Source organism: Actinomadura sp. BRA 177 (genome assembly GCF_013372625.1).
GTDB lineage: Bacteria > Actinomycetota > Actinomycetes > Streptosporangiales > Streptosporangiaceae > Spirillospora.
Genome location: NZ_JABXFD010000315.1, coordinates 1 through 22,279, shown reverse-complemented (window position 1 = coordinate 22,279; position 22,279 = coordinate 1). Strand labels below are relative to the sequence as shown.

Below are 22,279 nucleotides of genomic sequence, written 5' to 3'. Positions count from 1 at the left end.
TCGCTGACTCGTCCATTCAGCGTGGAGTGAGCACCATCGGGAACTCGGTGACGCCTCGGACGAAGGCGTTGCGGAGGATGCGGGGGCCTTCGTCGTCGGCCCATTCGGCGGTCGCCACGCGGGCGATGAACTCCTCGAAGAAGATCTGGAGTTCCATGCGGGCCAGGGAGGCGCCCAGGCAGAAATGGGGGCCGAGGCCGAAGGCGATGTGGTCGCCGGGGCGGCGGGTCACGTCGAAGACGTCCGGGTCGGCGAAGACGGATTCGTCGCGGTTGGCGGAGCCGTACATGAGCAGGATCTGCGCGCCCGCCGGGATCTTCACGCCCGCGATCTCGGCGTCCGTCGCGGCGACCCGGCACATGTTGAGGATCGGCGTCGTCCAGCGCACGAACTCCTCGACGGCGTCCGGGATGAGGGACGGATCGTCCCGCAGTTTCCGCCATTCGCCCGGGTGCCGGATCAGCGCGTCCAGTGCGGTGGCGATGACCGTGCGCGTCGTTTCGGCGCCGCCGACCAGCAGGAGCAGCGCTTCGTGGGCGAGGTGGTCGTCGTCATAGGCGGGCTGGTCAGGGCCTGCGTTCGACCAGATGGAGAGAAGGTCGTCGGTCGGGCAGGCGCGACGATCCTTGGCCATTTCCAGGACGGCGAGCGCGTACTCGCCGGCGGCGATCGTCGCGTCGTCGGTGATGTAGCGCTGGCCTCCGCCCGCGTAGACGGCCGTCGCCGACCAGTGGACGAGCTGCGGCCACGCGTCCTCCGGGAAGCCGAGGAGCCAGCCGATGACGCGCGCGGGCAGGGGAGCGGCCAACGCGGGAACGGCGTCGACGGTGCCGGCCTCCAGAGCCGTGGTGATGCAGTCGACGGCCGTGGCGCGGATCTTCTCGGCGTAGCGGGAGACGCCCCGGGGCGTGAAGCGCTGGTAGACCATGCGGCGCCGGTGCGCGTGCTCCGGGTCGTCCTGCCCGATCATGGACGGGTCGGCCGGCAGCTGCGGCCGGTACCCGCCCGAGTTCGTCCAGACGCGGGGGTTGCGCTCGATGGCGAACACGTCGGCGTGTCGCGCGACGCCCCACAGGCCGTTCTCCGCGTCGTGGTAGACGGGTGCCTCGGCGCGGAGCCGCGCGTAGACGGACCAGGGATCGGTGGCGTACATCTCGCCGTCGAGCAGGTCGATGTCCATGGCTCACTCCTCGGAACAACGCGTCGGACAAGGGCTCGTGGGGAGTGCGGCAGGCGCCTGGCCAATGGGGAGACACAAATCCAGACTAACGTCTCACCCAAGCAAGTGCTAGGTCCATGGTGACCGGGCGGGCCCGCGCCGTAAAGGGGAAGGAAGACCTCGGTGCACGCGTTCGCGGTCAATGTGCGGAAGAATGGGAGCGGCCACAGCGAGGAGGCGTTTTGAGCAGCGATGCGCGGTTCACCGTGACGCGGACGCTGAGCAAGGACCAGCAGGCCCGGCGGGAGCGGCTGATCGACTCGGCGAGAGAGCTCGCGCTGGAGGGCGGCTATCCGGCCGTCACCATGCACGACGTGGCGGACCGGGCCGGTGTCGCCCGCGCGACCGTCTACCGCTACTTCGCCACCAAGGACCACCTGCTCACCGAGGTGGCGGCGGCCTGGGCGCACCATGTCACCGACGACATCGACGCGCTCGCGGTCGGCGACACGCAGCTGGAGCGGCTCACCGCGCTGCTGGAGCGGATCGTGTACGTGGCGGCGCAGGAGCCCACCCTGACGTCCGCGATCATCCAGGCGGTGACCTCGGACGACTCCAGCGTGGACGACGCCCGCACGCTGCTGTTCCAGTACCTGCGGGACCGGCTCTCCAGGGCGATCGGCGACCCGGTGCCCGAGCGGGAGGACGTCGAACTCGTCCTCGGGCACATCCTGCTCGCCGCGCTGATCAGCCTCGCGTCGCTGCGGCAGCCGGTCGAGGACGTCGCCACGATGGTCCGGACGTCCGGCCGGCTGGTGCTGGCGGGGGCGCTCGCCGCCGCCGCGTCCCCCTGATTGGTCCACTTCCCGCGGCCCTGATTGGACCTGGAGGCAGGACCACCGGGGCTCCTAGCGTGCTCGCGTGACGAATCCGCTGCTGTTCCTGCTGGCCGCGCTGACGCTGGTCGCCATCCCCGGCCCGAACCACCTGTACATCACCACGCGCAGCATCGGCGAGGGCCGCCGCGCCGGCGTCGCGTCCGCGCTCGGCGTCGAGACCGGCACGCTCGTCCACATCGCCGCCGCGGCCGCCGGCCTGTCCGCCCTCGTCGCCGCGTCCGCGACCGCCTTCGGGTTCCTGCGCTACGCGGGCGCCGCATACCTCGTCTACCTCGCGTACCGGACGCTGCGCAGCCGCCACCGGCTCGGCGAGATGGACCTGCGCCCGCAGCCGATCCACCGCGTCTACCTGGACGGCGCGCTGGTGAACGTCCTCAACCCGAAAGTCGTCCTGTTCTTCCTGGCGTTCCTGCCCCAGTTCGTCGACCAGGACGCGGGCGCCGTCCCACTCCAGATAGCCGCGATGGGCCTGGCCACCGCCCTGATCGGCCTGGTGAGCGACATGGGCTACGCCCTGGCCGCCGGCTCAATAGGCACCTGGCTGCGAACCCGCCCGACCTTCCAACGCCGCCAGCAATACCTGACAAGCCTGATCTACCTCACCCTGGGCGCTGCCACCCTTTTCGCCGCCCCCACCACCCGTCACGCCTAGTACTCGCTGCGGGGGAATTGTCAGTGGGCTTATAAGCGTCGTCCCGCAATGCGTCGCCGGGGTTGCAGCCTGTTCGGCATGGCGTCGGTAGCTTCCTGGCGGGAGGTGGGAACGGTGACCACGAGTCTTGAGCAGCGCTCTCCGCTGAAGCCATGGGCCGGCGTGCCGAGCGAGCTGTCCGCGATGTTCCGGCCCCACCTGGACGCCCTCGCCGAGGAGATGATCGAGGAGATCCTCGCCGGGATCCCCGAGTACTCCCGCCCGCAGGACGAGGAGTACGCGCGGCTCGTCCGGCTCGCCGTCGAGGGCGCGCTGCGCCAGTTCGTCGACCTGATCATGGACCCGGAGAGCTCCTGGGAGCCGGTCGCCGCCGTCTACCGGGAGATCGGCTGGGCGGAGGCCCGCGAGGGCCGCAGCCTCGACATCCTGCAGACGTCGCTGCGGCTCGGCGCCCGGGTCGCGTGGCGGCGGCTCGCCGCCGAGTCCGAGCGGTACAACATCTCCCGCCGCACCCTCGCCAGCATCGCCGAGGCGATCTTCGCGTTCCTGGACGAGATCGCCCGCGCCGCCACCGACGGCTACACCAGGGCCCGCGCGCAGGAGGCCGGGGAGCTGGAGCACCGCCGTCGCCGGCTGCTGGACCTGCTGCTCGCCGAGCCGCCCGCCGCCGCGCAGGCCGTCGCCGACCTCGCCCGGCTCGCGCAGTGGCGCGTCCCGCGCACGGTCGCCGCGGTCGTCCTGTACGAGCGGGGCCGGCGGCCGTTCTCGCACCCGTCGCTGCCGCCGGACGTGCTCGCCGACGTCAACCGCCGCGAACCCTGCCTGCTCGTCCCCGACCCCGAAGGGCCCGGCCGCGGCAAGATGCTGGAGTCGGCGCTGCACGACTGGGTCGCCGCGCTCGGCCCCACCGTCCGCACCGAGGACGCGGCGAAGTCGCTGCGCTGGGCGCGGGACGCGCTGCCGCTCGCGCGCCGCGGCATCCTGCCGTCCGACCGGCTGGTCCGCTGCGCCGACCACATGCCCGCGCTCGTCGTGTTCAAGGACGAGGAGCTGGTGCGGGCGGTCGCCGACCTGCGGCTCGCGCCGCTGCAGACCGTCCGGCCGCGGCATCGGGAGCGGCTCATGCGGACGCTGTTGTCCTGCCTGCAGAACGGGTTCAACGCCACCGCGGTCGCGAACCGCCTGCACGTCCACCCGCAGACCGTCCGGTACCGGCTGCACCAGCTGGAGGAGCTGTTCGGCGAGCGGCTGTACGACCCGGACACGCGGATGGAGCTGGAGATGGTGCTCACCGTGGGGCTCACCGAACCCCCGGGCGCTCAATCAAACGATTGACCGGGACGCGTGGCAGCGCCTACGTTGAGGCTATGACCAGTAGCGATTCTGGTCGAGAGCGGATCCTGGACGCCGCCACCCGGCTGTTCGCCGCGCTCGGCTACGACGGGACGTCCACGCGGATGATCGCCGAGGCGGCCGGGCTCAACGTCGCCACCGTCGCCTACCACGTGGGCGGCAAGCGCGACCTGTACCTCGCCGTGATGGAACACGCCAACGAGGTCGAGCGCACGGCGCTGGACGCGGCGCTGGCCGAGATCAGCCCCGACGCGCAGGGCCTGCTCGACCTCGCCGACGCCTACGTCGACTTCTGCGTGTCGCACCCGGAGGTCCCGGCGCTGTGGATGCACCGCTGGCTGTCGGACGCCAGCGATGTCGTCCACCTTGAACAGATGTACGTCTGGCCGCTCATGCAGTCGGTCACCGACGCGGCCCGCAAGATCGTCCCCGACGACGTCGACGTCGAGTACGTGGTGTGGACGATCGTCTGGGCCACCCACGGGTTCAGCACCGGCGGCGTCCTGGACGGCGACGGGCACCGCCGCGGCCTGGACGATCCGCAGGCCGTGGCCCGGTTCCGCCGCCACATGCGCCGCACCGTCGCCCTGGCGATCGGGGTCCCGGACCGGGTCGCCGGATGACGGCGGTACCACCGGCGCCGCTGCCCCGGCGGCGCCTCCTCGGCTACGGCATCGGCTCGGTCGGCACGGGCGTGTTCTCCGCCGTCCCCGGCCTGCTGCTCCTGTACTACCTGACCGACGTCCTCGGTGTTTCGGCGGCGATCGCGGGGGCCGTCCTCGTCGTCCCCAAGGCGTGGGACGTGCTGCTCAACCCGATCGTCGGCGCCGCCAGCGACCGCGAGGCCGTCCGCACCGGGCGCCGCACCCGGCTGCTGCTGGTCGGCGCCGTCACGCTGCCGGTCCTGTTCGCCGCCATGTTCGCCGTGCCGGCCGACTCGCCGGGCATCGCCGCCGCCTGGGCCGGGGTCGCGTTCCTGCTGGCCGCGAGCGCGTTCGCCTGTTTCCAGGTGCCGTACGTGGCGCTGCCCGCCGAGATCTCCGCCGACCCGTCCGAGCGGGGCCGTGCGATGGCGTGGCGCGTCGTCTGCCTGACGCTCGGCATCCTGGTCGCGGGCGGCATCGCGCCCGCCCTCACCGACGCCGCCGGGGGCGGACGCGCCGGATACGCGCTGATGGGCGCCGTGATCGGGCTCGCGATGGGCGCCGCGATGATCGCGAGCACGCTGGCGAACCGGTGGATCCCGTCCCGTCCGGGGCCGCGTCCGCTGGGGCTGGTCGCCGCGCTGCGCACCGCGCGCGGAAACAGGCCGTTCTTCCTGCTGCTCGGCGCCTCCGTGGCGCAGATCCTCGCCGTCGGGATCATGCTGGCGGGCGCCCCGTACGTCGCGACCTACCGGCTGGACGACTACGGGCTCACCTCGGCGATGTTCGTCTGCATGGTCGGGCCGAGCGCGTTCGCGGTCCCGCTCTGGCGGTGGCTGTCGCGCAGGTACGGGGTGGTCGAGTGCTATGTGGCGGGGGTGCTGCTGTTCGCCGCGACGGGCTTCGCGGCATATCCGGTCATCACGTCCACCGCGGGCGTCCTCGTATGCGCCGGCCTGGTCGGCGTCTGCTACGCGGCCATGCAGCTGCTGTCGCTGGTGCTGCTGCCGGAGACCGTCCACGCCGACACCGGACGGACCGGGCACACGCAGTCCGGCGCCTTCACCGGTCTGTACACCGCCGCGGAGACCGGTGCGCTGGCCCTCGGGCCCGGCGTCTTCGCGCTGATCCTCGCCGTGACGTCCTTCCACTCCTCCGACCTCGAAACCCCGGTCGTCCAGCCGGAGTCGGCCCTCACCGGCATCGGCGTCGGGTTCACCATCGTCCCGGCCCTGCTGCTGCTGATCAGCGTTCCGCCGCTGCTCGCCTTCCGGCGGGCGACCGGCCACCGACCTGTAGAGGAAACACAGGAAAATGCCGTCTGACCCCCTTCCCGAAACAGGCCGCCCCGGCCCCGAGCTGCTCGCCGAGCTCGCCCGGCTGCGGGACGCGGACCTGCCCGTGCGCGGCGGCCAGGTCACCGCCTACGTCTACGACACCGGACGCGAGGCCGTGCACGACCTCGCCGCCACCGCCTTCCACGAGATGCTGGAGGTCAACTGCCTCGACCCGACCGCCTTCCCCAGCATCGTCGCGCTGGAACGGCGGCTCGTCGGGTTCGTCGCGGCGAAGCTCGGCGGTGGTTCCGGTGTTTTCAGCAGCGGCGGCACCGAGTCGATCATGCTGGCGGTGAAGGCGGCGCGGGACGCCCACCCGGTCGAGGGACGGCCCCAGATCGTCCTGCCGACGACCGCGCACCCCGCCTTCCACAAGGCCGCGCACTACCTCGGCCTGGAGGTCGTGCACGTGCCGGTGGACGCCGCGTACCGCGCCGACCCCGCCGCGACCGCCGCCGCGATGACGCCCCGCACGGCGCTCGTCGTCGTCTCGGCCCCGTCCTACCCCCACGGCGTCATGGACCCGATCCCGGAGATCGCCTCGCTCGCCGCCTCCGCCGGCGTCCCCTGCCACGTGGACGCGTGCGTCGGCGGCTGGGTCCTGCCCTGGCTGCGGGACGCCGGACGCGACGTCCCGCCGTTCGACCTGTCCGTGCCCGGCGTGACGTCCATCTCCTGTGACCTGCACAAATACGGGTACTCGCCGAAGGGTGCCTCGGTCGTCCTGTTCGCGGACGAGGCGCACCGCCGGCACGCCTACTTCGCGTCCGCCGAATGGCCCGGATACACCGTCATCAACGCGACCGTGCAGAGCAGCAAGAGCGCCGGGCCGCTCGGCGCCGCCTGGGCGACCCTCAACGCCGTCGGAGCGCAGGGCTACCGCGACCTCGCCGAGAACGCGATGAAATCGGCGGAACGCCTGATGTCGGGCGTCGCCGCCATCCCCGGCCTGCGCGTCCTCGGCGAACCCGTCGCACCGCTCGTCGCGGTCGCCTCGTCCGACCCCTCCCTGGACGTGTTCACCATCGCCGACGAGGCCCGCCGGCGGGGCTGGTTCTTCCAGCCGCAGCTCTCCTACCAGGGCATCCCGCCGAACCTGCACTTCACGCTGACCGGCGTCAGCGACGTCGACGCACTGCTCGCCGCGCTCACCGAAGCCACCGAGGCGGCCCGCGCCGCCGGCCCGCCGGACGTCCCGTCCGACCTGGTCGACGCCCTCGCCGACCTGGACCTGGACACCCTCGACGACGCCGGCTTCGCCGCCCTCCTCGCCTCCGTGGGCGTCGACCTGGCAGCCGGCGGCTCCCCCGAAATGGCCGTCGTCAACACCATCCTGAACGGACTGCCCCCCGCCACCCGCGAGGCCCTGCTGATCCGCTTCCTGTCGGCCCTCTACACCTGAGGGCCTAGCCGAGCCGGACGAGGCGCTTCAGGTAGGACGGTTCGTCCAGGTTCTGGCCGAGTCGCAGCGGGACGGTCGCCGCGCCCGCCGTCACGGCGCCGACCTGCTCCCCGCCGGCGGCCTGGTGCGGCGGGTCGCCCGTGACGTCGACCGGCACGGTCAGCCCGGACCAGCCGACGACCGTCACCGGCGACACGGCGCGCAGCGGCGTCGTCCCGCCGAGCCCGTCGTCGACCCGCGCGACCCGCGCCCCCTTCGGCGCCAGCGTCACCGCGGTCAGCGCGCCCTCGGCCGCGGTGACGAGCCGTCCCGCCGCGCTCACCGCACCCGCCGCGCTCGGCGACTTCTGCCCCATCACCGCGCCGATGATCAGCGTCCGGACGCCCGCGACGCTCTTGCGCGCCGCGTACACGAAGTTGCCGCCGGCCGCGTCCGTGTACCCGGTCTTGCCGCCGACGACGCCGTGCTGGCCCAGCAGGAAATTGCCGCCCTCCCGCGCTGGGCCGCCGTTGTCCGGAACGTACGCCCGGTTGTTCACGATCTCCGTGAACGCCGGCACCTTCATCGCCGCGCGCAGCAGCTTGACCTGGTCCTCCGCCGTGCTCACGGTGCCGGAGTCGTAGCCGCTCGGATCGGTGTAGTGCGTGCTGGTCATGCCCAGCTCCGCCGCCGTCGCGTTCATCTTCGCCACGAACGCCTGCTCGTTCCCCGCGTCCCAGCGCGCCAGCTCGTGCGCGACGTCGTTCGCCGAGATGATCAGCAGCGCCTCCAGCGCCTTGCGCTGCGTCAGCTTCTGGTACGCGGTGACGCCGAGCAGCGACTCCTCCCGCTTCTTGCGCATCGGGATCTGCGCCGCCGCCTCCGGCGACACCGTCAGCACCGGCCCCGGCTCACCCGACTTCAGCGGATGGTCGCGCAAATACACGAACGCCGTCATCACCTTCGCGACACTCGCCGTGGGCGTCGGCGCCGTCCCACCGGAGGACCCCATCATCCCGAGGCCCTCCACGTAGACGGCGGACTGCCCCGCCGTCGGCCACGGCAACATCGGCGCCTGCCCCGGGAACGCGTGACTGGACGCGATGGCCAACGTGATCGTCGGCTCGGGGACGGGCCTGATGAGCTGCCCGGTGACGACCCCGACGACCAGCACCAGCGCCGCGACCAGCACGATGAGCCCACGCCGACCCCGCTTGGACTTCTCCTTTTCGGGCGCCGCGGGGGGCGCCGGCGGCGTCCCGTCCCAGGGCACACTCCACTGCCCCGACGACCGTGCCGTCGGATACTCCCCGGACCCCTGCACGACCGGCAGCCGCTCAACCCGCGTGACCGAGGCGTCCTGCGCGGGCCGCTCCCGCACCGGCGCCCCGGCGCTGTTCTCAGTGCGCGGAAGATCGACCTGCCAGGGCCCGCTCTGCTGCGCCGCTCCATCCCCGGCCCCCGGAAGCTCCCGCGGCGGCGCACCCGCAGGCGAGGCACTCGGCGCACCACGCCAAACATCCCCACGCCGCGGCCGAACCTGTGGACCGGCCACGCCCCCCGCCTGCGAGGACGCGTCCGGAACCCTCTCGGCCGCAGCAGCCCCTTGCGTAGGGGCACCCTGCCCAGCACGTGACGCGCCCTCCGGCGGCTTCTGCCGGGACGAACCAGGAGACGTGGCAGGCCGAGCCCCACCCTGCGGCGGCTGGTTTTCGCGCCCAGCGGTCTCGTTGTGGGGCTGTTGCGGGTCGGCTTCTGTGCGTGTGGCTGGGGTGCCGTTGCTGTCCTGCGGGGCGGGTGCGGCGTGTTTTGGCTTGTTTGGTCTGGGTGTGGGCTGCGTCGGTGCCGTGCTTGCGGTCGGCCGGGCCTCCTCGGGTGCCTTGTCCTGCGCGGGCGTGGCGGGCTTCGGTGTGCTCGGCTGGGGTTCCTCAGGCGCGGCCTGCTCGTGCTGTGCGGGAGCGTTCTGAGGGTCCTCGTCCTCCGTGCGGTCTTGGGGAGGGGACGGCTCGGAACGTTCCTCAGGGGGCGGGGCCTCGTCCTCTGCGGGTTTGCCGGAGGTGGCTTCAGGCTCGTCCGCTGTGGGCGGGGTGGCCTGCTGGGACGTGAACTGGACGTACCAGGTGCTCTTCGGGGTGGGCGGCTCGGCCTTCGGCGGGCGGCGGATCGCGATGTCCGGGCGAGTCAGGTCGACCTTCGCGGGGACGCGGAACTCGGCGGTCGCCGTGCGGGAGGCATCGGTTTCGTCCTCGGTGCCGGACGTGTCCGGTTCCCGCTCGGCCTCGTCGTCCACGGTCCCGACCCCTCCTCGACTCGAACCTCGGCAGGCAGGCGGAGCGGTCCCCCCGACAACCCCGTGCATAGTGAAGGATGCGCAGTTTATCGAGAAGGTTCGCGCCGAACGCGTGCGCGGACGCCGTGTCCCGTGAACCCGGACGGGGCGTTGCGGAGATACATCGCTGACAACGTCCCCCCACGGGAAGGCTCGGTGCGCATGCCATGGTGGCCGCGATGACCGTTCCTCCGACGGCTCAGGACAGCGACGCCTCGCTCATCGAGGGGTCGCTGGCCGACCCCGAGTCGTTCGCCGCGCTGTTCGACCGCTACGCCGCGATGCTGTACCGGTACGTCTCGCGCAGGCTCGGCCCGGATGCCGCGGAGGACGTCGTGGGGGAGACGTTCCTCGTCGCGTTCAGCAAGCGGTCGCGCTACGACCTGGCGCAGCGGGACGCGCGGCCGTGGCTGTTCGGCATCGCCACGAAGTTGGTCGCGCGGCACCACCGGGCGGAGGCGGCGCGGTACCGGGCGCTGCGGCGCAGCCCGGTGGACGGTCCGGTGGAGGGCCCGGCCGACCGGGTGGCGGCGGGCGTGACCGCGTCGGCGTCGCGTCCCGCGCTGGCGGCGGCGCTGGCCGGGCTGGCGCGGCGGGACCTGGACGTCCTGCTGCTGGTGGCGTGGGGCGATCTGGCCTACGAGGAGGTGGCGCGGGCGCTCGGCATACCGGTCGGCACCGTCCGCTCCCGGCTGAACCGTGCCCGGCGCAAGGTGCGCGCGGCGCTCGGCGACACCGACCCGACGCGTGAGGAGGCGTGAGCGTGGACGACCTGGACCTGATCCGTGACCTAGGCCGGGTGCTGTAGTCCTAGCCGCCCGCCTCGCCCACCCGGCAGCGGAGCCGGCGGCTGGACGCGGCCCGGCGGCGCCGCCGCGGCGCGGGGCGGTGGACGCTGCTCGGCGTGGTCGCGGCCGTGACGGCGGCGGCGATCCTCGTCCCGGCGACGGTCTTCCATGGCCGGGACGCGTCGCCGGTGGCGACGAAGTCGACCGCGCCGGCGGCGGGGAAGGCGCTGAACGTGCTGATCCTCGGGTCGGACACGCGGGGCGACGGCTCCCCGGCGCGTTCGGACACCATGATGCTCGTGCACGTGCCGGCCGACCGGCAGCGCGTCCGGGCGGTGAGCATCCCGCGCGACTCGCTCGTGCGGATCCCGGCGTGCACGACCAAGGGCGGGAAGGTGGTCCCGGCGCGAACGGGACTGATCAACTCGGTGTTCGCGGTGGGCGGAGTCTCCTGCGTGATGAAGACCGTGGAGTCGCTGACCCATGTCCGGATCGACCAGACTGTGGTGATTGATTTCGCCGGGTTCCAGCGGATGGTGGACGCGCTCGGCGGCGTCCCGGTCACGCTGCCCCGGTCGGTCGCCGACCGGAACTCCGGGCTGAACCTGCCGGCGGGCGAGCACCGGCTCGACGGGAAGCAGGCGCTCGCCTACGTCCGGCTGAGGCACGGCCTCGGGGACGGCTCCGACCTGTCGCGCGTCAAGCGGCAGCAGCAGTTCCTGGCGGCGCTCGTGCGGGAGGCCAGGGGGCGGATGACCGGGAACCCGGTGCGGTTCGCGAAGTTCCTCGCCCTGATGAGCACGTCGGTCGAGGCGACCCCGCGGCTGGACTTCGGCGAGTTGCGGGCGCTCGCCCGGAGCTTCGGGACGGGCGGTTCGGTCGAGTTCGACACGGTTCCGGTCCATCCCGCCAGGCGCGATCCGAACCGCCTGGAGTGGGACGCGGCCGGGGCGAAGCGGATGTTCGACGCGTTCCGGGCGCCGTGAGTGATCCCGTTTCTGCCGGGTAGGGCCGAAATCATCCCGGGCCCCCAGAAACGGTTCACGAGGCTCAAGGAGTGAGCATTCAATGGCCACGAAGATCCGCGAAATCATGACCGGCTCGCCGACCTCGGTGTCGCCGGAGCTCGACATCGTCACGGTGGCGCGGGCGATGCGGGACGAGGACATCGGCGCGGTGCTGGTCGCGGAGGGCGACGATCTGAAGGGTGTCGTCACCGACCGCGACCTGGTCATCCGCGGGCTGGCCGCCGGCGGCGACCCGGCTCAGTCGAAGATCGGCGGCATCGCCAGCAGCGTGACCGCGACGGTCGGCCCCGACGACACCCTCGACAAGGCCGCGCAGATCATGCGCGAGCGGTCGGTGCGGCGGCTCCCGGTCATGGAGGACGGCCGTCCGGTGGGCATCGTGTCCATCGGCGACCTCGCGATGGAGAAGGACTCGCAGTCGGCGCTCGCGGACATCAGCGCCGCGCGCGGCAACATGTGAGACCAGTGGGCGCGTCCGGAGGCCGCCACCGGTGCCCATCCTCCGGCCCTGGGCGCGCTCACGTGCGAGGCAGGGCGGACAGCAGCCGTTCCAGCTCCTCTTCGGTGTTGTAGTAGTGCACGGAGGCCCGCACGGCCAATGGACGGGCGTGCGGGTCGTAGCCGTGTGACGCGGGATTCGTGACGTTGATGTTGACGCCGTGTTCCCTGGCGGCGTCCTTGATGGCGGTGGGGTCGTGGCCGTCCACGGTGAACGTGACGATGCCGGACGGCCGGACGCCCTTGTCGAGGACGGTGATACCAGGGCGGTCGGCCAGTTCCTTGCGGAGCTTGGCGGCGAGGTCGGTGACACGGGTTTCGACGTCCGTCATCCCTAGGGCGGACGCATAGTCGGCGGCGACGCCCAGGCCGATCTGGCCGGCGACATATCGTTCCCATGTTTCGAAGCGCCGGGCGTTGTCGCGCATCTCGAAGCCGTCCGGTGCCTTCCAGGTGGCGGCGTGCAGGTCGAGGAACGGCGGGACGAGGGTCCGCAGGATGTCGCGACGTACATGCAGGAATCCGGTGCCGCGTGGGCCGCGCAGGTACTTGCGGCCGGTCGCGGAGAGCATGTCGCAGCCGATCTCGTTGACGTCGATGGCGAGCTGGCCGACCGACTGGCATGCGTCCAGGAGGTAGAGGACGCCGTGCTCACGGCACAGCCGTCCGACCTCTGCGGCCGGGTTGATGAGCCCGTTGTGCGTAGGGATGTGATTGAGGGACACCAGGCGGACATCGCCCTTGAGGAGTTCGGCCTCCAGCGCGTCCAGTGAGAGGGTGCCGTCGGCCTCGTCCGGAACGACGTCCACCCTTGCGCCCTTGGCCTCCGCCACCTGCTGGTAGGCGATCGCATTGCTGGAGTACTCGGTGGTCGTCGTCAGGATGCGGTCGCCGTCCGCGAACGGGACCGAGTAGAACGCCATGTCCCAAGCCCGGGTGGCGTTCTCCACGTAGGCGATCTCGTCCGCGCGCGCGCCGATGAGCCCTGCCACAGCGTCATAGAAGCGTTGGACGGCCGCATCGTTCTGTTCGGCCGCCTCATACCCGCCGATCGTCGACTCCAGCGCGAAATGCCCGTTGACAGCCTCGATGACCGGATGCGGCGGCAGTGCCGCGCCCGCGTTGTTGAGGTGCGCCACCTTCGCGCAGCCGGGCGTATCGGTCCGGAGCCTCTGGATATCCACAGTTGCGCGTCCCTCCGCGAAATGTCGTACCCCCGCGCGATGCTGGTCGCGATGACGACTTGACCTCAACCTTCCTTGAGGTCCCATGCTTGCTGTTCCAGGCTAACGATCACCGGGGGACCCCATGGACATGGAAGTCACGGCGTGGACGTCACTGCACCACGCCATGCACGCGCGGGACAGCAGGCCCTTCTCCAAGGCGACGCTGCGCCGCATCGGGAGATTCGCGCGCCCGCACCGGCGTCCGCTGACCGCCTTCCTCGTGCTCAGCGTGGTGATGGCGGTCACCGCGGTCGCCACGCCCGTGCTCGCCGGATGGGTCGTGAACGCGATCGTCGAGCACTCCTCGACGTCCACCGTCGTCTGGCTGGCCGTGGTCATCGCCGTCCTCGCGGTCGCCGAGGGCGGGCTGGGCCTCACCAACCGGTGGCTCTCCGCGCGCATCGGCGAGGGGCTCATCCTCGACCTGCGCACCGCCGTGTTCGACCACGTGCAGCGCATGCCCGTCGCGTTCTTCACCCGGACCCGCACCGGCGCCCTGGTCAGCCGCCTCAACAACGACGTGATCGGCGCCCAGCGCGCCTTCAGCGACACCCTCTCCGGCGTGGTCAGCAACACGGTCACGGTGCTGCTCACCTTCGCCGTGATGGTCCGCATCTCGTGGCAGATCACCCTGCTCGCCCTGCTCCTGCTGCCCGTCTTCGTCCTCCCGGCCCGCCGCATGGGCACGCGCCTGGCCCGCCTCGAACGCGAGGCCGCCGCGCACGACGCCGCGATGGGCACGCAGATGACCGAACGGTTCTCCGCACCGGGCGCGACGCTCATCAAGCTCTTCGGACGCCCGTCCCGCGAGTCGGCCGAGTTCGCGGCCCGCGCCCGCCGCGTCCGCGACATCGGCGTCCGCACCGCGATGGTGCAGCACGTCTTCATCACGGCGCTGACCATGGTCTCCGCCCTGGCCCTCGCCCTCGTCTACGGCCTCGGCGGCTTCCTCTCCCTGCGCGACCACCTCGACGCCGGCGCCGTCGTCGCCCTCGCCCTCCTGCTCACCCGCCTCTACGCGCCGCTGACCGCCCTCGCCAGCTCTCGCGTCGAGGTGATGAGCGCCCTCGTCAGCTTCGAGCGCGTCTTCGAGATCCTCGACCTGGAACCCCTCGTCGCCGAGAAGCCCGACCCCCGTCCGCTCCCGTCCGGCCCGGTTTCGGTCGAGTTCGACAACGTCACCTTCGCCTACCCGTCCGCCGACAAGGTCTCCCTCGCCTCCCTCGAAGAGGTCGCCACCCTCGACACGCGCGGCGGCGTGGACGTCCTGCACGACGTCTCGTTCCGCGCCGAGCCCGGCCAGATGATCGCCCTGGTGGGCTCCTCGGGCGCGGGCAAATCGACGATCGCCCAACTCCTCCCGCGCCTCTACGACGTCGACTCCGGCGCCGTCCGGCTGGGCGGCGTGGACGTCCGTGACCTGTCCTTCCCGACCATCCGCGAGACCCTCGGCATGGTCACGCAGGACGGCCACCTCTTCCACGAGTCCATCCGCGAGAACCTCCTCCTGGCCCGCGACGCCACCGACGACGAACTCTGGGACGTCCTGCGCCGCGCCCGCCTGGACGCCCTCATCGAAAGCCTGCCGGACGGCCTCGACACCATCGTCGGCGAACGCGGCTACCGCCTGTCCGGCGGCGAACGCCAGCGCCTCACCATCGCCCGCCTCCTCCTCGCCCGCCAGCGCGTCGTCATCCTGGACGAGGCCACCGCCCACCTCGACTCCACCTCCGAGGCCGCCGTCCAGGAGGCCCTCACCGAGGCCCTCGACGGCCGCACCGCCATCGTCATCGCCCACCGCCTGAGCACCATCCGAGCCGCCGACCAGATCCTCGTCATCGAAGAGGGCCGGATCATCGAACGCGGCACCCACGAAACCCTCCTGGCCGCCGCCGGCCGCTACGCCGACCTCCACAACACCCAGTTCGCCAACGACCCACCCCTAGAGCCCGTCGCCTGAACACGACCCCACCCCCAGACCGTGCCGACCACCGACCAGTGTCGCGCCCGACCACTCACAACGGAGGACGCAGGCGCGGCCCTTACCCGCCCGGCCCGACCTTTCACGAAGAATCACAAAGGACGCGACGCCGAGCAGCGGCCTCTGTCCGCCTGGTGCCGGCCGTTCACTCGTCCCGCAAGCCGACCGTTTCATGCATCCCGCGTGGCGGCCGGTCGCGCGTCCCGCGTCGTGGCGTGTGCGGGGTGCCGGGCGGCGGTGTGGCGGGTTCGGGGGTGAAGCGGTGGGCAGAAGTGGCGTGAACGGAATCGCCCGCGGGGCCGGCCAGGGGAGCGAGGCGAGCCCGCACCTTTCGCCGCCGAATGGGGGACACGAACATGGTGGATCGAGATCAGTTGCCGGCGCCCGAACGCGGCCTGGTCCTCACGCATTTCCTCACCGTGCGGGACGTGGCGCGCTCACGCACGTTCTACGCGGACGTCTTCGGAGGTGAAGTCGTGCTGGAGGAGAACCCGGCCATCGTGAAGGTCGCCAACACATGGATCATCATGAACCCCGGCGGCGGGCCAACTCCCGACAAACCAGACATCACACTGTCGCCTCCAGAGGCCGGTGACCCGGTCTCAGCCTTCATGAACGTCCGCGTGGCGGACATCGCCGCATTCCACGCCGAGGCCACCGCACACGGCGCCGAGTTCCTGACCGAACCACTCGACCGCAAAGCCGAACTGCGCTGCTACATGCGCGACCCAGACGGCTACCTCATAGAAATAGGCCAGGCCACCGGCATGCTGCAGGGCCTCTACACCGACCCACCCCCCTGACGCGAAAGTCGGGGTCACGCGGGGCGTGGTCAGGGTGGGGCGGGGGTGTGGGGCCGCGGTCGCGTGGTTTGGGTGGGGTCAGGTTTGTTTGGTTAGGGCGGTTTGGAGGGCGGGGAAGATGCGGGTGCGCCAGCCGCTGCCCATGCCGCGGAAGGCGAAGGCGTTGACGGGGTCGTCCATGTCGAAGCCCGCGTGCTCGATGAACAGCCGGGTGCCGTGCCCTTCGGGGACGAGGCGCCAGGTCACCGTCGTGTCGAGGCCGCCGCCGGCCCAGCTGATGCGCAGCAGTCGCCCCTCGTCGAGGGTGAGGACCTGGCACTCGATCGTCCCGTCGAAGCCGATGTTCGGGATCGGCTGGGCGGCGAAGGTGAAGCGGTGCCCGACGGCGGGCTTGAAGTCGTTCGGCATCAGCCAGCGGGCCAAGAGATCCGGGTCGGTGAGCGCCCGCCACACCTTGGCCGGCGGGTGCGGCAGGAACTCGTCCACCTCGATCGACGCGCGTTCGCCGCTCACCCCGCCCCCCTTCGTGATCCTGTCGCTGCCACGTTACGTCCGGCGTCGCGACGGAGCGGACGAACGTCGTCTCCCCGGCGCCGGTCGGCCCGAGCAGGGCCCGGTCGGGTTCGGCGACGAGGTTCAGGCCGGCGAAGGCCGCGACGTTGCCGAACCGCTTGACCAGACCGGCGGTCTCGACGGTGGGGCGTCATAGGTCCTCCTCGTCCAGGAGGGTGCGCAGGTTGGAGAGCTTTTCGCGCCAGAAGCGCTCGTAGGGGTGCAGCCACTCCGACAGGTCGCGCAGGGGGGCGGGCTCCAGGCGGTAGATGCGCTGCCGGCCGTGGCGCTGCTCGGTGACGAGGCCCGCGTCCCGCAGCACCTTGAGGTGTTCCGACACGCTCGGGCGGCTCATCGTGAAGTGCGCGGCGAGGTCGTTCACCGGGCGCGGGCCGTCCAGGAGGAGGGAGGTGATCTCCCGGCGGACGGGGCTGGCCAGCGCGGCGAAGACGTCCACGGTCACCGTGCGGCCAGGACGATGCCGTTGCCGTCGGGGTCGGTGAGCGTGGCCTGGCGTCCCCACGGGAGGTCCTGCGGGCCGTCGACGTCGACGCCGGCGGCGCGCAGCTTCGCGCAGTCCGCGTCGAGGTCGGACGTCTCCAGCATCAGCCCGTGCAGGCTGCCCGGCGCGGGAACGTGGTCCGCGAGGACGATGTTCGTCTGCGCGCCCTCCGGGGCCAGTTGCAGCCAGCGGATCGGGCCTGTCGAGCGGTCCATGACGACGTCGAACCCGAGTGTGCCGGCGTAGAAGGTCTTGGCGGCGTCGAGGTCGGAGACGGGGACGGTCAGCAGCCGTACGTGCGTGATGTGCATGCCCCGACAATAGGTAGGCGTTTCCCTACGTGTCAAGCGTAAGAAGTTCCCTACGTGTTGTGTCGCGTTTAGGGGGCGGGTGGGGAGGCAGGGTGGAGGCATGCGTGCCGTCACCTATGACTCGTATGCGTCCGACAACTCGCGGCTGACGGTCGGGGACGTCCCGGACCCGAAGGTCGGCCCCGGCCAGGTGCTGATCGAGGTGCGCGCCGCCGGGGTCAACCCCGTGGACTGGAAGGTCATGGCCGGTGGCCTCGACGGGATGATTGACGCGATCTTCCCCGTCATCCCGGGCTGGGACGTCGCCGGGGTCGTCCGCGCGCTCGGCCCCGACACGCCCGAGTTCGCCGTCGGCGACGAGGTCATGTCCTACGCCCGCAAGGACGTCGTCGGCCACGGGACGTTCGCGCAGTATGTCGCGGTATCGGCGGACGATGTGGCGCACAAGCCCGCCGCGCTCGGCTGGAACGAGGCGGGCGGGCTGCCGCTGGCCGGGATGACCGCGCAGCGTGCCCTCGACCGGCTGGAGGTCGGCAAGGACGACGTCCTGCTCGTCCACGCGGCGTCCGGCGGGGTGGGGAGCTTCGCGGTGCAGATCGGACGTGATCGTGGTGTGCGGGTCATCGGCACGGCGTCCGAGAAGAACCACGACTACCTGCGGGAACTCGGCGCCGAGCCGGTGGCCTACGGGGACGGGCTGGCCGAGCGCGTCCGGGATCTGGCGCCCGGCGGGGTGACCGCCGTCGCCGACTTCGTGGGCGGGCAGCTGGAGACGACGCTGGCCGTGCTGGCCGGTGGCGGCCGGCACGTGTCCGTCGCCGACAACACGGTGGACGAGCACGGCGGCCATTGGATCTGGGTCCGTCCGAGCGGTGGCAAGCTCGCCGACCTGGCGCGTCTCGCCGACCGCGGCGCACTCAAGGTCGAGATGGCCGGCGCGTTCCCGCTGGAGGAGACGGGCGCCGCGTTCGACGCCAGCCGCGGCGGGCACACGCGCGGCAAGCTCGTCATCACCCCTTGAACTGCGGTTTCATCAACGCCGGCCGCGAGGAGCACCATGCACACGACCGTCCCGGACGACACGTTGCCGCTGCTGGCACGGCCCTACGGGCTGCTGTCGGCGCAGGCCCGCCGCCTGGACACCGACGTCTATGACACGCGGCTGCTCTTCCGGAAGACCACGTGCATGACCGGCGCGGACGCGGCCCGCGTGTTCTACGACCCGGACCGTTTCGTCCGGGACGGCGCCGCACCCCGGCGGTTGCGTCTCACCCTGTTCGGCGAGGGCGGCGTGCAGGGGCTGGACGGACGGCGGCACGCGGCGCGCAAGCGGATGTTCATGTCGCTGATGACGCCTGAGGCGCGGGACGGACTGCGCGATCTCGTCGCGCGGACCTGGCGGGAGCGCATCGGGGAGTGGCGGGACGAACGTCAGGTGGTCCTGTTCGACGAGGTCGGCGAGGTGCTGTGCCGGGCGGTGTGCGCGTGGACGGGGGTGCCGCTCGCCGCACGGCAGGTCCCGCAGATCACCCGGATGCTGGACGCGCTGATCGAGGCCCCGGCGGCGGTCGGCCCCCGCTACCTGCGCGGACGCGCCGCCCGCAAGCTCGCCGACCGCTGGGCCGCCGCACATGTGACCCGTGCCAGGGAACGGGTCGAGCGCGGTACGGCTCTAGGCGAGATCGCCTCCTACCGCGACACCGACGGGAACCTTCTGCCGCCGGACGTGGCCGGGGTCGAGCTGCTGAACGTCCTGCGGCCCACGGTGGCGGTGGCGCGATTCGTGGTGTTCGCGGCCATGGCCCTGCACGGCAACCCGGAATGGCGGCACAGACTCGCAATGGACGACGACCCGGAGTTGCTTGAAGCCTTCGTCCAGGAAGTGCGGCGCTTCTATCCCTTCTTCCCGCTGGTGGCGGCGCGGGCGGTGCGCGATTTCGACTGGCGTGGGCACCGTTTCCCGAAGGGGCGTCGCGTCCTTCTCGACCTGCATGGCACGAACCATGACCCGCGTCTATGGGAGCGGCCGGAGCAGTTCAGACCCGAGCGTTTCATCGGCCGTGAACCGGACGCCTACAACCTGATACCGCAGGGCGGAGGCGACCATTACGAGGGCCACCGCTGCGCTGGGGAATGGATCACCAAGGACGTGATGAAGGTCGCGGTGACGGCCCTCACCCGCTGGATGTCCTATTCGGTTCCGGCCCAGGACCTGAGCATCCATCCCTGGCGCGCCCCGGCGATTCCCCGCAGCCGCTTCGTCATCACCCAGGTGGCGGAACGCTAGACCGACCTGCGAGCCAGACCAGCCCGCTCGGCCTTCTCCCGGCGCTCCGTCCCGGCCTGCTGGCGCGCCTCTTCATGGACGGCCCAGTTCTCCGGCTGCATGAACATCAGTTCACCCGTGTCCGGGACGAGTAGGACACCGCCGAACACGTCGTCGCCCGCGAACCACACCCCGTGGGCGATCCCCTCGGGCCACCGGTCGGAGAAAAGCGGCTCACGTGCCGACATCCTCGGAGAGCCGCCGTTTCCCAACGTCAGGGAACGCCGCCCCTTGGCCTCCAGGTTCGACTTCTGCACTGGTGACCGGAACTCGAAGTCGTACACCTTCAGCACGCGGGCGCTTTTCCAGGCCCAGCCGAGCTGGGGGAGCCAGAACCTCGTCCCCAGCGAAAGCGCCAGCAGGCCCACGGCGATGAACGGGTTGAGATAGCGGACGCCCAGCACCAGCGGCAGGACGACCATCGCTACAGCGAACACTACGATGAGCAGGTAGCGCCGTCCGAGGACCTTGTAGTGGTACTTCACCGGTCCCCGCCGGTCGGTGCCGTCCGTGGCGAATGGCGCGGCACCGCTGAACGGCCTGTACAGGAACAGGTGCAATGCCAGGAGCACAACGGTGAGGAGCCCGAGCATTCCCGGGATCGCGAACCAGAAGAAGGTGTCGCTGATGACCGTGAGGACGAGCCCGTAGGACACCGCGAATCCGCCACCGAGCAGGAGCACCCGCCGCAGTGTGCGCCGCCCGCTGTCCGCCGCCCGGGGCTGTGCGACCGAAGATTCCGCCATACCGCCTTTCCCTGCCCTGGAGATCACCATGGCCGTCCAAGGTAGGGGCGCCGGCCCCGAGTTGGCCACCCCGGGCGACGAGCCTGGTCACAGCACTCACCGGCATCAGACGCAACAAGCGGCACAGCCGCAACGAACCTTTAGGCGCTGATTCACGTCGTACTGTGCGAGAGGAGATGATGATGCCGGAACGCTCCCCAGCGCAACGGAACCGCGCGCGCTATTCTCTGCTATTCGGTGTGCTCGTCGTTGTCGCGACCCTGATAGGCACCACCTACCTCGCCAGAAACGGCGACTGGCCGGAGGCGCGCGGCGTTGTTGCCGGCGTCCCGATCGGAATTGCGCTGATCTATTCAAGCGCAAGGCGCATCATGCGCCCTCGCCGCGCCCCCGCTGAACCGTCCACGCCGGAGTCCTAGCCTCCGTCGCCGGTCAGGGCCTCGTTCCACTCCTTGATCGTCCAGGCCGACACGACGCCATTCAGGACGAACGGGTCGCTATTGACGAAGTCCTCCGCCGCCTCCCGGCTGGTGAAGACGGCCATTGCCCCGTCCGCCTGCGGATCGGCGAACGTACCGATCATCACCAGCGTTTTCCGTGATCGACAAGGGATGCACCGGATGTCAGCGACGAACCGCGCATACGTCCGTTACGAAGTGTCCGCATCCTGTCCGACAAGGGACGTGCCAGAGACGAGCGACCGGGCGGCATCGACGAAGAACTGCTCGTCCGCGCCGGGGGCGAGATCGAGAACGACACCCTGGTTGAGGCCGACGAACAGCGCTCGCAGCGCTGTGACCAGGCGTTCCGCCTGGCCGGCCGTCACGGCGCCGCCGTTGTGCGGCCTCCCGGCGAACACCGCGATCAGCTGGCCCTCCTGGCGCCGCCAATGCCCATGATCCACGACTGCGGCACATGGGAGCCGCCGCTGAGGTTCCTGCGGGCGGGCAACGCGGAGGTCTCGGCGCCGTGGGCGGCCACGTGGCCGGACGGATCGGCCGCTACGGCTGGAGCCTGCCATTGCCGCCGCATTTCCCGCTACCCGGCCGAGCCCTCCAGGTCGAGGACATGCGGGACGAGTTGGACGCGAGGCAGGCCGGGTTCTGACGCTGCCCGACTGACGACGGCCCCGCACCCGCGCGGTGCTCTACTGTCGAGTACCTTCGGCGGCGTCCTCAGCGCGGGTGTCTCGTGGGGGGCGTCCGGCCAGGAACGGCCGGATGACGGGCAACGTGCGATCTGTTCGCACGAAGGCGTCCAAGCGGCTGCAGTCCGGCAACTCGACCAACTCGGCAACAGGAGTCTCGGCAGCGGTGTGCCGGATCGACGGCAGCCGCGGGTCTCGGTCACCGGCCAGCAGGAGCACGGGCACGGTGGTCCGTCCCAGCGTGTCCGCGACGCCCTCGCGTGTGGCGAGTGCGGTGCTCAACGCGGCCAGCGCGTACGGGTCGGCGGCCTGCATGGTGGCGCGGAGCCATGGCGGCAGCTGTCCCTGTTGTTCCAGGCGGGTGATGAACGGCGCAGTGCCCTGCGTGCGGAACAACTCGGCTTCCCGCGCCACCTCGTCGGGATCGGCGGTCACCGGGCCGGCATGTGCGCCGCCTGCGATCAGTGCCGTGAGTCGAGTGGGGTGGCGGGCTAGTGCCGTAGCAGGCAACGTTCGCCCTGTTGTGATGTGACACGCCGTCTTGAGGCTGTGCCCGGCGCCGTGTGGCCGTCACCCTGTCCGGGTGGCAGAACGAGTACGTGTACGCGAGATCGACG

At 71.2% G+C, this 22,279-nt stretch carries 26 protein-coding genes; 15 read left to right on the top strand and 11 right to left on the bottom strand.

The window, feature by feature from the left end:
- Positions 1-16 precede the first annotated feature (16 nt).
- Positions 17-1,180, bottom strand: coding sequence for a cytochrome P450 (locus tag HUX53_RS15905; protein WP_176403976.1), 1,164 nt, complete (start codon positions 1,178-1,180; stop codon positions 17-19).
- A 221-nt stretch (positions 1,181-1,401) separates the two neighbouring features.
- Between HUX53_RS15905 and HUX53_RS15900 the strand changes: the two genes are divergently transcribed.
- From HUX53_RS15900 to HUX53_RS15875, 6 genes are all read left to right on the top strand, one after another.
- Entirely contained in the window at positions 1,402-2,013 is a 612-nt protein-coding gene (locus tag HUX53_RS15900) for a TetR/AcrR family transcriptional regulator (RefSeq protein ID WP_255205297.1), read from the top strand.
- Between the two features lie 67 nt (positions 2,014-2,080).
- On the top strand, positions 2,081-2,710 hold the full coding sequence (locus tag HUX53_RS15895; RefSeq protein WP_176403974.1) for a LysE family translocator: 630 nt from the start codon (positions 2,081-2,083) through the stop codon (positions 2,708-2,710).
- Between the two features lie 114 nt (positions 2,711-2,824).
- Positions 2,825-4,045, top strand: coding sequence for a helix-turn-helix domain-containing protein (locus HUX53_RS15890; RefSeq protein WP_309237251.1), 1,221 nt, complete (start codon positions 2,825-2,827; stop codon positions 4,043-4,045).
- Positions 4,046-4,077: 32 nt separating this feature from the next.
- Positions 4,078-4,686, top strand: a complete 609-nt coding sequence (locus HUX53_RS15885) for a TetR/AcrR family transcriptional regulator (protein ID WP_176403972.1) — start codon at positions 4,078-4,080, stop codon at positions 4,684-4,686.
- Positions 4,683-6,032 (top strand): MFS transporter, encoded by a 1,350-nt coding sequence (locus HUX53_RS15880; protein WP_176403971.1) that lies wholly within the window; start codon positions 4,683-4,685, stop codon positions 6,030-6,032. Before HUX53_RS15885 ends, HUX53_RS15880 begins: the two co-directional genes overlap by 4 nt.
- Positions 6,022-7,446 (top strand): aminotransferase class V-fold PLP-dependent enzyme, encoded by a 1,425-nt coding sequence (locus HUX53_RS15875; RefSeq protein WP_176403970.1) that lies wholly within the window; start codon positions 6,022-6,024, stop codon positions 7,444-7,446. Before HUX53_RS15880 ends, HUX53_RS15875 begins: the two co-directional genes overlap by 11 nt.
- A gap of 4 nt (positions 7,447-7,450) precedes the next feature.
- On the opposite strand, the gene HUX53_RS41185 is transcribed toward HUX53_RS15875, so the two are convergent.
- Entirely contained in the window at positions 7,451-8,806 is a 1,356-nt protein-coding gene (locus HUX53_RS41185; RefSeq protein WP_309237250.1) for a D-alanyl-D-alanine carboxypeptidase, read from the bottom strand.
- 1,127 nt (positions 8,807-9,933) lie between these two features.
- Here HUX53_RS41185 and HUX53_RS15865 point away from each other — a divergent pair.
- Positions 9,934-10,515: an RNA polymerase sigma factor gene (locus HUX53_RS15865; protein ID WP_176403969.1), complete on the top strand. Its 582-nt coding sequence runs from the start codon at positions 9,934-9,936 to the stop codon at positions 10,513-10,515.
- 49 nt (positions 10,516-10,564) lie between these two features.
- Here the strand turns inward: HUX53_RS15865 and HUX53_RS15860 are convergent, their stop codons facing one another.
- Positions 10,565-10,834, bottom strand: coding sequence for a hypothetical protein (locus HUX53_RS15860; RefSeq protein WP_176403968.1), 270 nt, complete (start codon positions 10,832-10,834; stop codon positions 10,565-10,567).
- Between the two features lie 7 nt (positions 10,835-10,841).
- Here HUX53_RS15860 and HUX53_RS15855 point away from each other — a divergent pair, with 7 nt between their 5' ends.
- Positions 10,842-11,528, top strand: coding sequence for an LCP family protein (locus tag HUX53_RS15855; RefSeq protein WP_176403967.1), 687 nt, complete (start codon positions 10,842-10,844; stop codon positions 11,526-11,528).
- An 82-nt stretch (positions 11,529-11,610) separates the two neighbouring features.
- Positions 11,611-12,030 carry a CBS domain-containing protein gene (locus HUX53_RS15850; protein WP_176403966.1) on the top strand — a complete coding sequence of 140 codons (420 nt, stop codon included), beginning with the start codon at positions 11,611-11,613 and terminating at the stop codon, positions 12,028-12,030.
- Between the two features lie 58 nt (positions 12,031-12,088).
- On the opposite strand, the gene HUX53_RS15845 is transcribed toward HUX53_RS15850, so the two are convergent.
- Positions 12,089-13,252: an aminotransferase class V-fold PLP-dependent enzyme gene (locus HUX53_RS15845; protein ID WP_309237249.1), complete on the bottom strand. Its 1,164-nt coding sequence runs from the start codon at positions 13,250-13,252 to the stop codon at positions 12,089-12,091.
- A gap of 124 nt (positions 13,253-13,376) precedes the next feature.
- On the opposite strand from HUX53_RS15845, the gene HUX53_RS15840 reads away from it, so the two are divergent.
- Positions 13,377-15,254, top strand: coding sequence for an ABC transporter ATP-binding protein (locus tag HUX53_RS15840; protein ID WP_176403964.1), 1,878 nt, complete (start codon positions 13,377-13,379; stop codon positions 15,252-15,254).
- Positions 15,255-15,631: 377 nt separating this feature from the next.
- Entirely contained in the window at positions 15,632-16,078 is a 447-nt protein-coding gene (locus HUX53_RS15835; protein WP_176403963.1) for a VOC family protein, read from the top strand.
- A 78-nt stretch (positions 16,079-16,156) separates the two neighbouring features.
- Here the strand turns inward: HUX53_RS15835 and HUX53_RS15830 are convergent, their stop codons facing one another.
- The 3 genes from HUX53_RS15830 to HUX53_RS15820 form a co-directional block, all read right to left on the bottom strand.
- Positions 16,157-16,591 (bottom strand): SRPBCC domain-containing protein, encoded by a 435-nt coding sequence (locus tag HUX53_RS15830; RefSeq protein WP_309237248.1) that lies wholly within the window; start codon positions 16,589-16,591, stop codon positions 16,157-16,159.
- A gap of 190 nt (positions 16,592-16,781) precedes the next feature.
- On the bottom strand, positions 16,782-17,093 hold the full coding sequence (locus HUX53_RS15825; protein WP_176403962.1) for a helix-turn-helix transcriptional regulator: 312 nt from the start codon (positions 17,091-17,093) through the stop codon (positions 16,782-16,784).
- Positions 17,090-17,443, bottom strand: a complete 354-nt coding sequence (locus HUX53_RS15820; RefSeq protein ID WP_176403961.1) for a VOC family protein — start codon at positions 17,441-17,443, stop codon at positions 17,090-17,092. Before HUX53_RS15820 ends, HUX53_RS15825 begins: the two co-directional genes overlap by 4 nt.
- Positions 17,444-17,543: 100 nt before the next feature.
- Between HUX53_RS15820 and HUX53_RS15815 the strand changes: the two genes are divergently transcribed.
- Together HUX53_RS15815 and HUX53_RS15810 are read left to right on the top strand one after the other, a co-directional pair.
- The gene (locus HUX53_RS15815) at positions 17,544-18,464 is read left to right on the top strand and encodes an NADP-dependent oxidoreductase (protein ID WP_176403960.1); all 921 of its coding nucleotides are present in this window, start codon (positions 17,544-17,546) and stop codon (positions 18,462-18,464) included.
- 36 nt (positions 18,465-18,500) lie between these two features.
- Positions 18,501-19,730 (top strand): cytochrome P450, encoded by a 1,230-nt coding sequence (locus tag HUX53_RS15810; protein WP_176403959.1) that lies wholly within the window; start codon positions 18,501-18,503, stop codon positions 19,728-19,730.
- Here the strand turns inward: HUX53_RS15810 and HUX53_RS15805 are convergent.
- A complete protein-coding gene (locus tag HUX53_RS15805; RefSeq protein ID WP_176403958.1) occupies positions 19,727-20,452 on the bottom strand; it encodes a hypothetical protein in 726 nt (241 codons plus the stop codon). The two genes, HUX53_RS15810 and HUX53_RS15805, sit on opposite strands and share 4 nt — an antisense overlap.
- A gap of 227 nt (positions 20,453-20,679) precedes the next feature.
- Here HUX53_RS15805 and HUX53_RS15800 point away from each other — a divergent pair, with 227 nt between their 5' ends.
- Positions 20,680-20,934 carry a hypothetical protein gene (locus HUX53_RS15800; protein ID WP_176403957.1) on the top strand — a complete coding sequence of 85 codons (255 nt, stop codon included), beginning with the start codon at positions 20,680-20,682 and terminating at the stop codon, positions 20,932-20,934.
- Here HUX53_RS15800 and HUX53_RS15795 read toward each other — a convergent pair.
- Both HUX53_RS15795 and HUX53_RS15790 read right to left on the bottom strand, forming a co-directional pair.
- A complete protein-coding gene (locus HUX53_RS15795; protein ID WP_176403956.1) occupies positions 20,931-21,098 on the bottom strand; it encodes a YciI family protein in 168 nt (55 codons plus the stop codon). The genes HUX53_RS15800 and HUX53_RS15795 overlap by 4 nt on opposite strands.
- Before the next feature lie 66 nt (positions 21,099-21,164).
- Positions 21,165-21,419: a hypothetical protein gene (locus tag HUX53_RS15790; RefSeq protein WP_217919481.1), complete on the bottom strand. Its 255-nt coding sequence runs from the start codon at positions 21,417-21,419 to the stop codon at positions 21,165-21,167.
- 65 nt (positions 21,420-21,484) lie between these two features.
- Here HUX53_RS15790 and HUX53_RS15785 point away from each other — a divergent pair, with 65 nt between their 5' ends.
- The gene (locus HUX53_RS15785) at positions 21,485-21,622 is read left to right on the top strand and encodes a hypothetical protein (RefSeq protein ID WP_176403955.1); all 138 of its coding nucleotides are present in this window, start codon (positions 21,485-21,487) and stop codon (positions 21,620-21,622) included.
- A gap of 40 nt (positions 21,623-21,662) precedes the next feature.
- On the opposite strand, the gene HUX53_RS15780 is transcribed toward HUX53_RS15785, so the two are convergent.
- Positions 21,663-22,097: an alpha/beta fold hydrolase gene (locus HUX53_RS15780; RefSeq protein ID WP_176403954.1), complete on the bottom strand. Its 435-nt coding sequence runs from the start codon at positions 22,095-22,097 to the stop codon at positions 21,663-21,665.
- Positions 22,098-22,279: the final 182 nt, after the last annotated feature.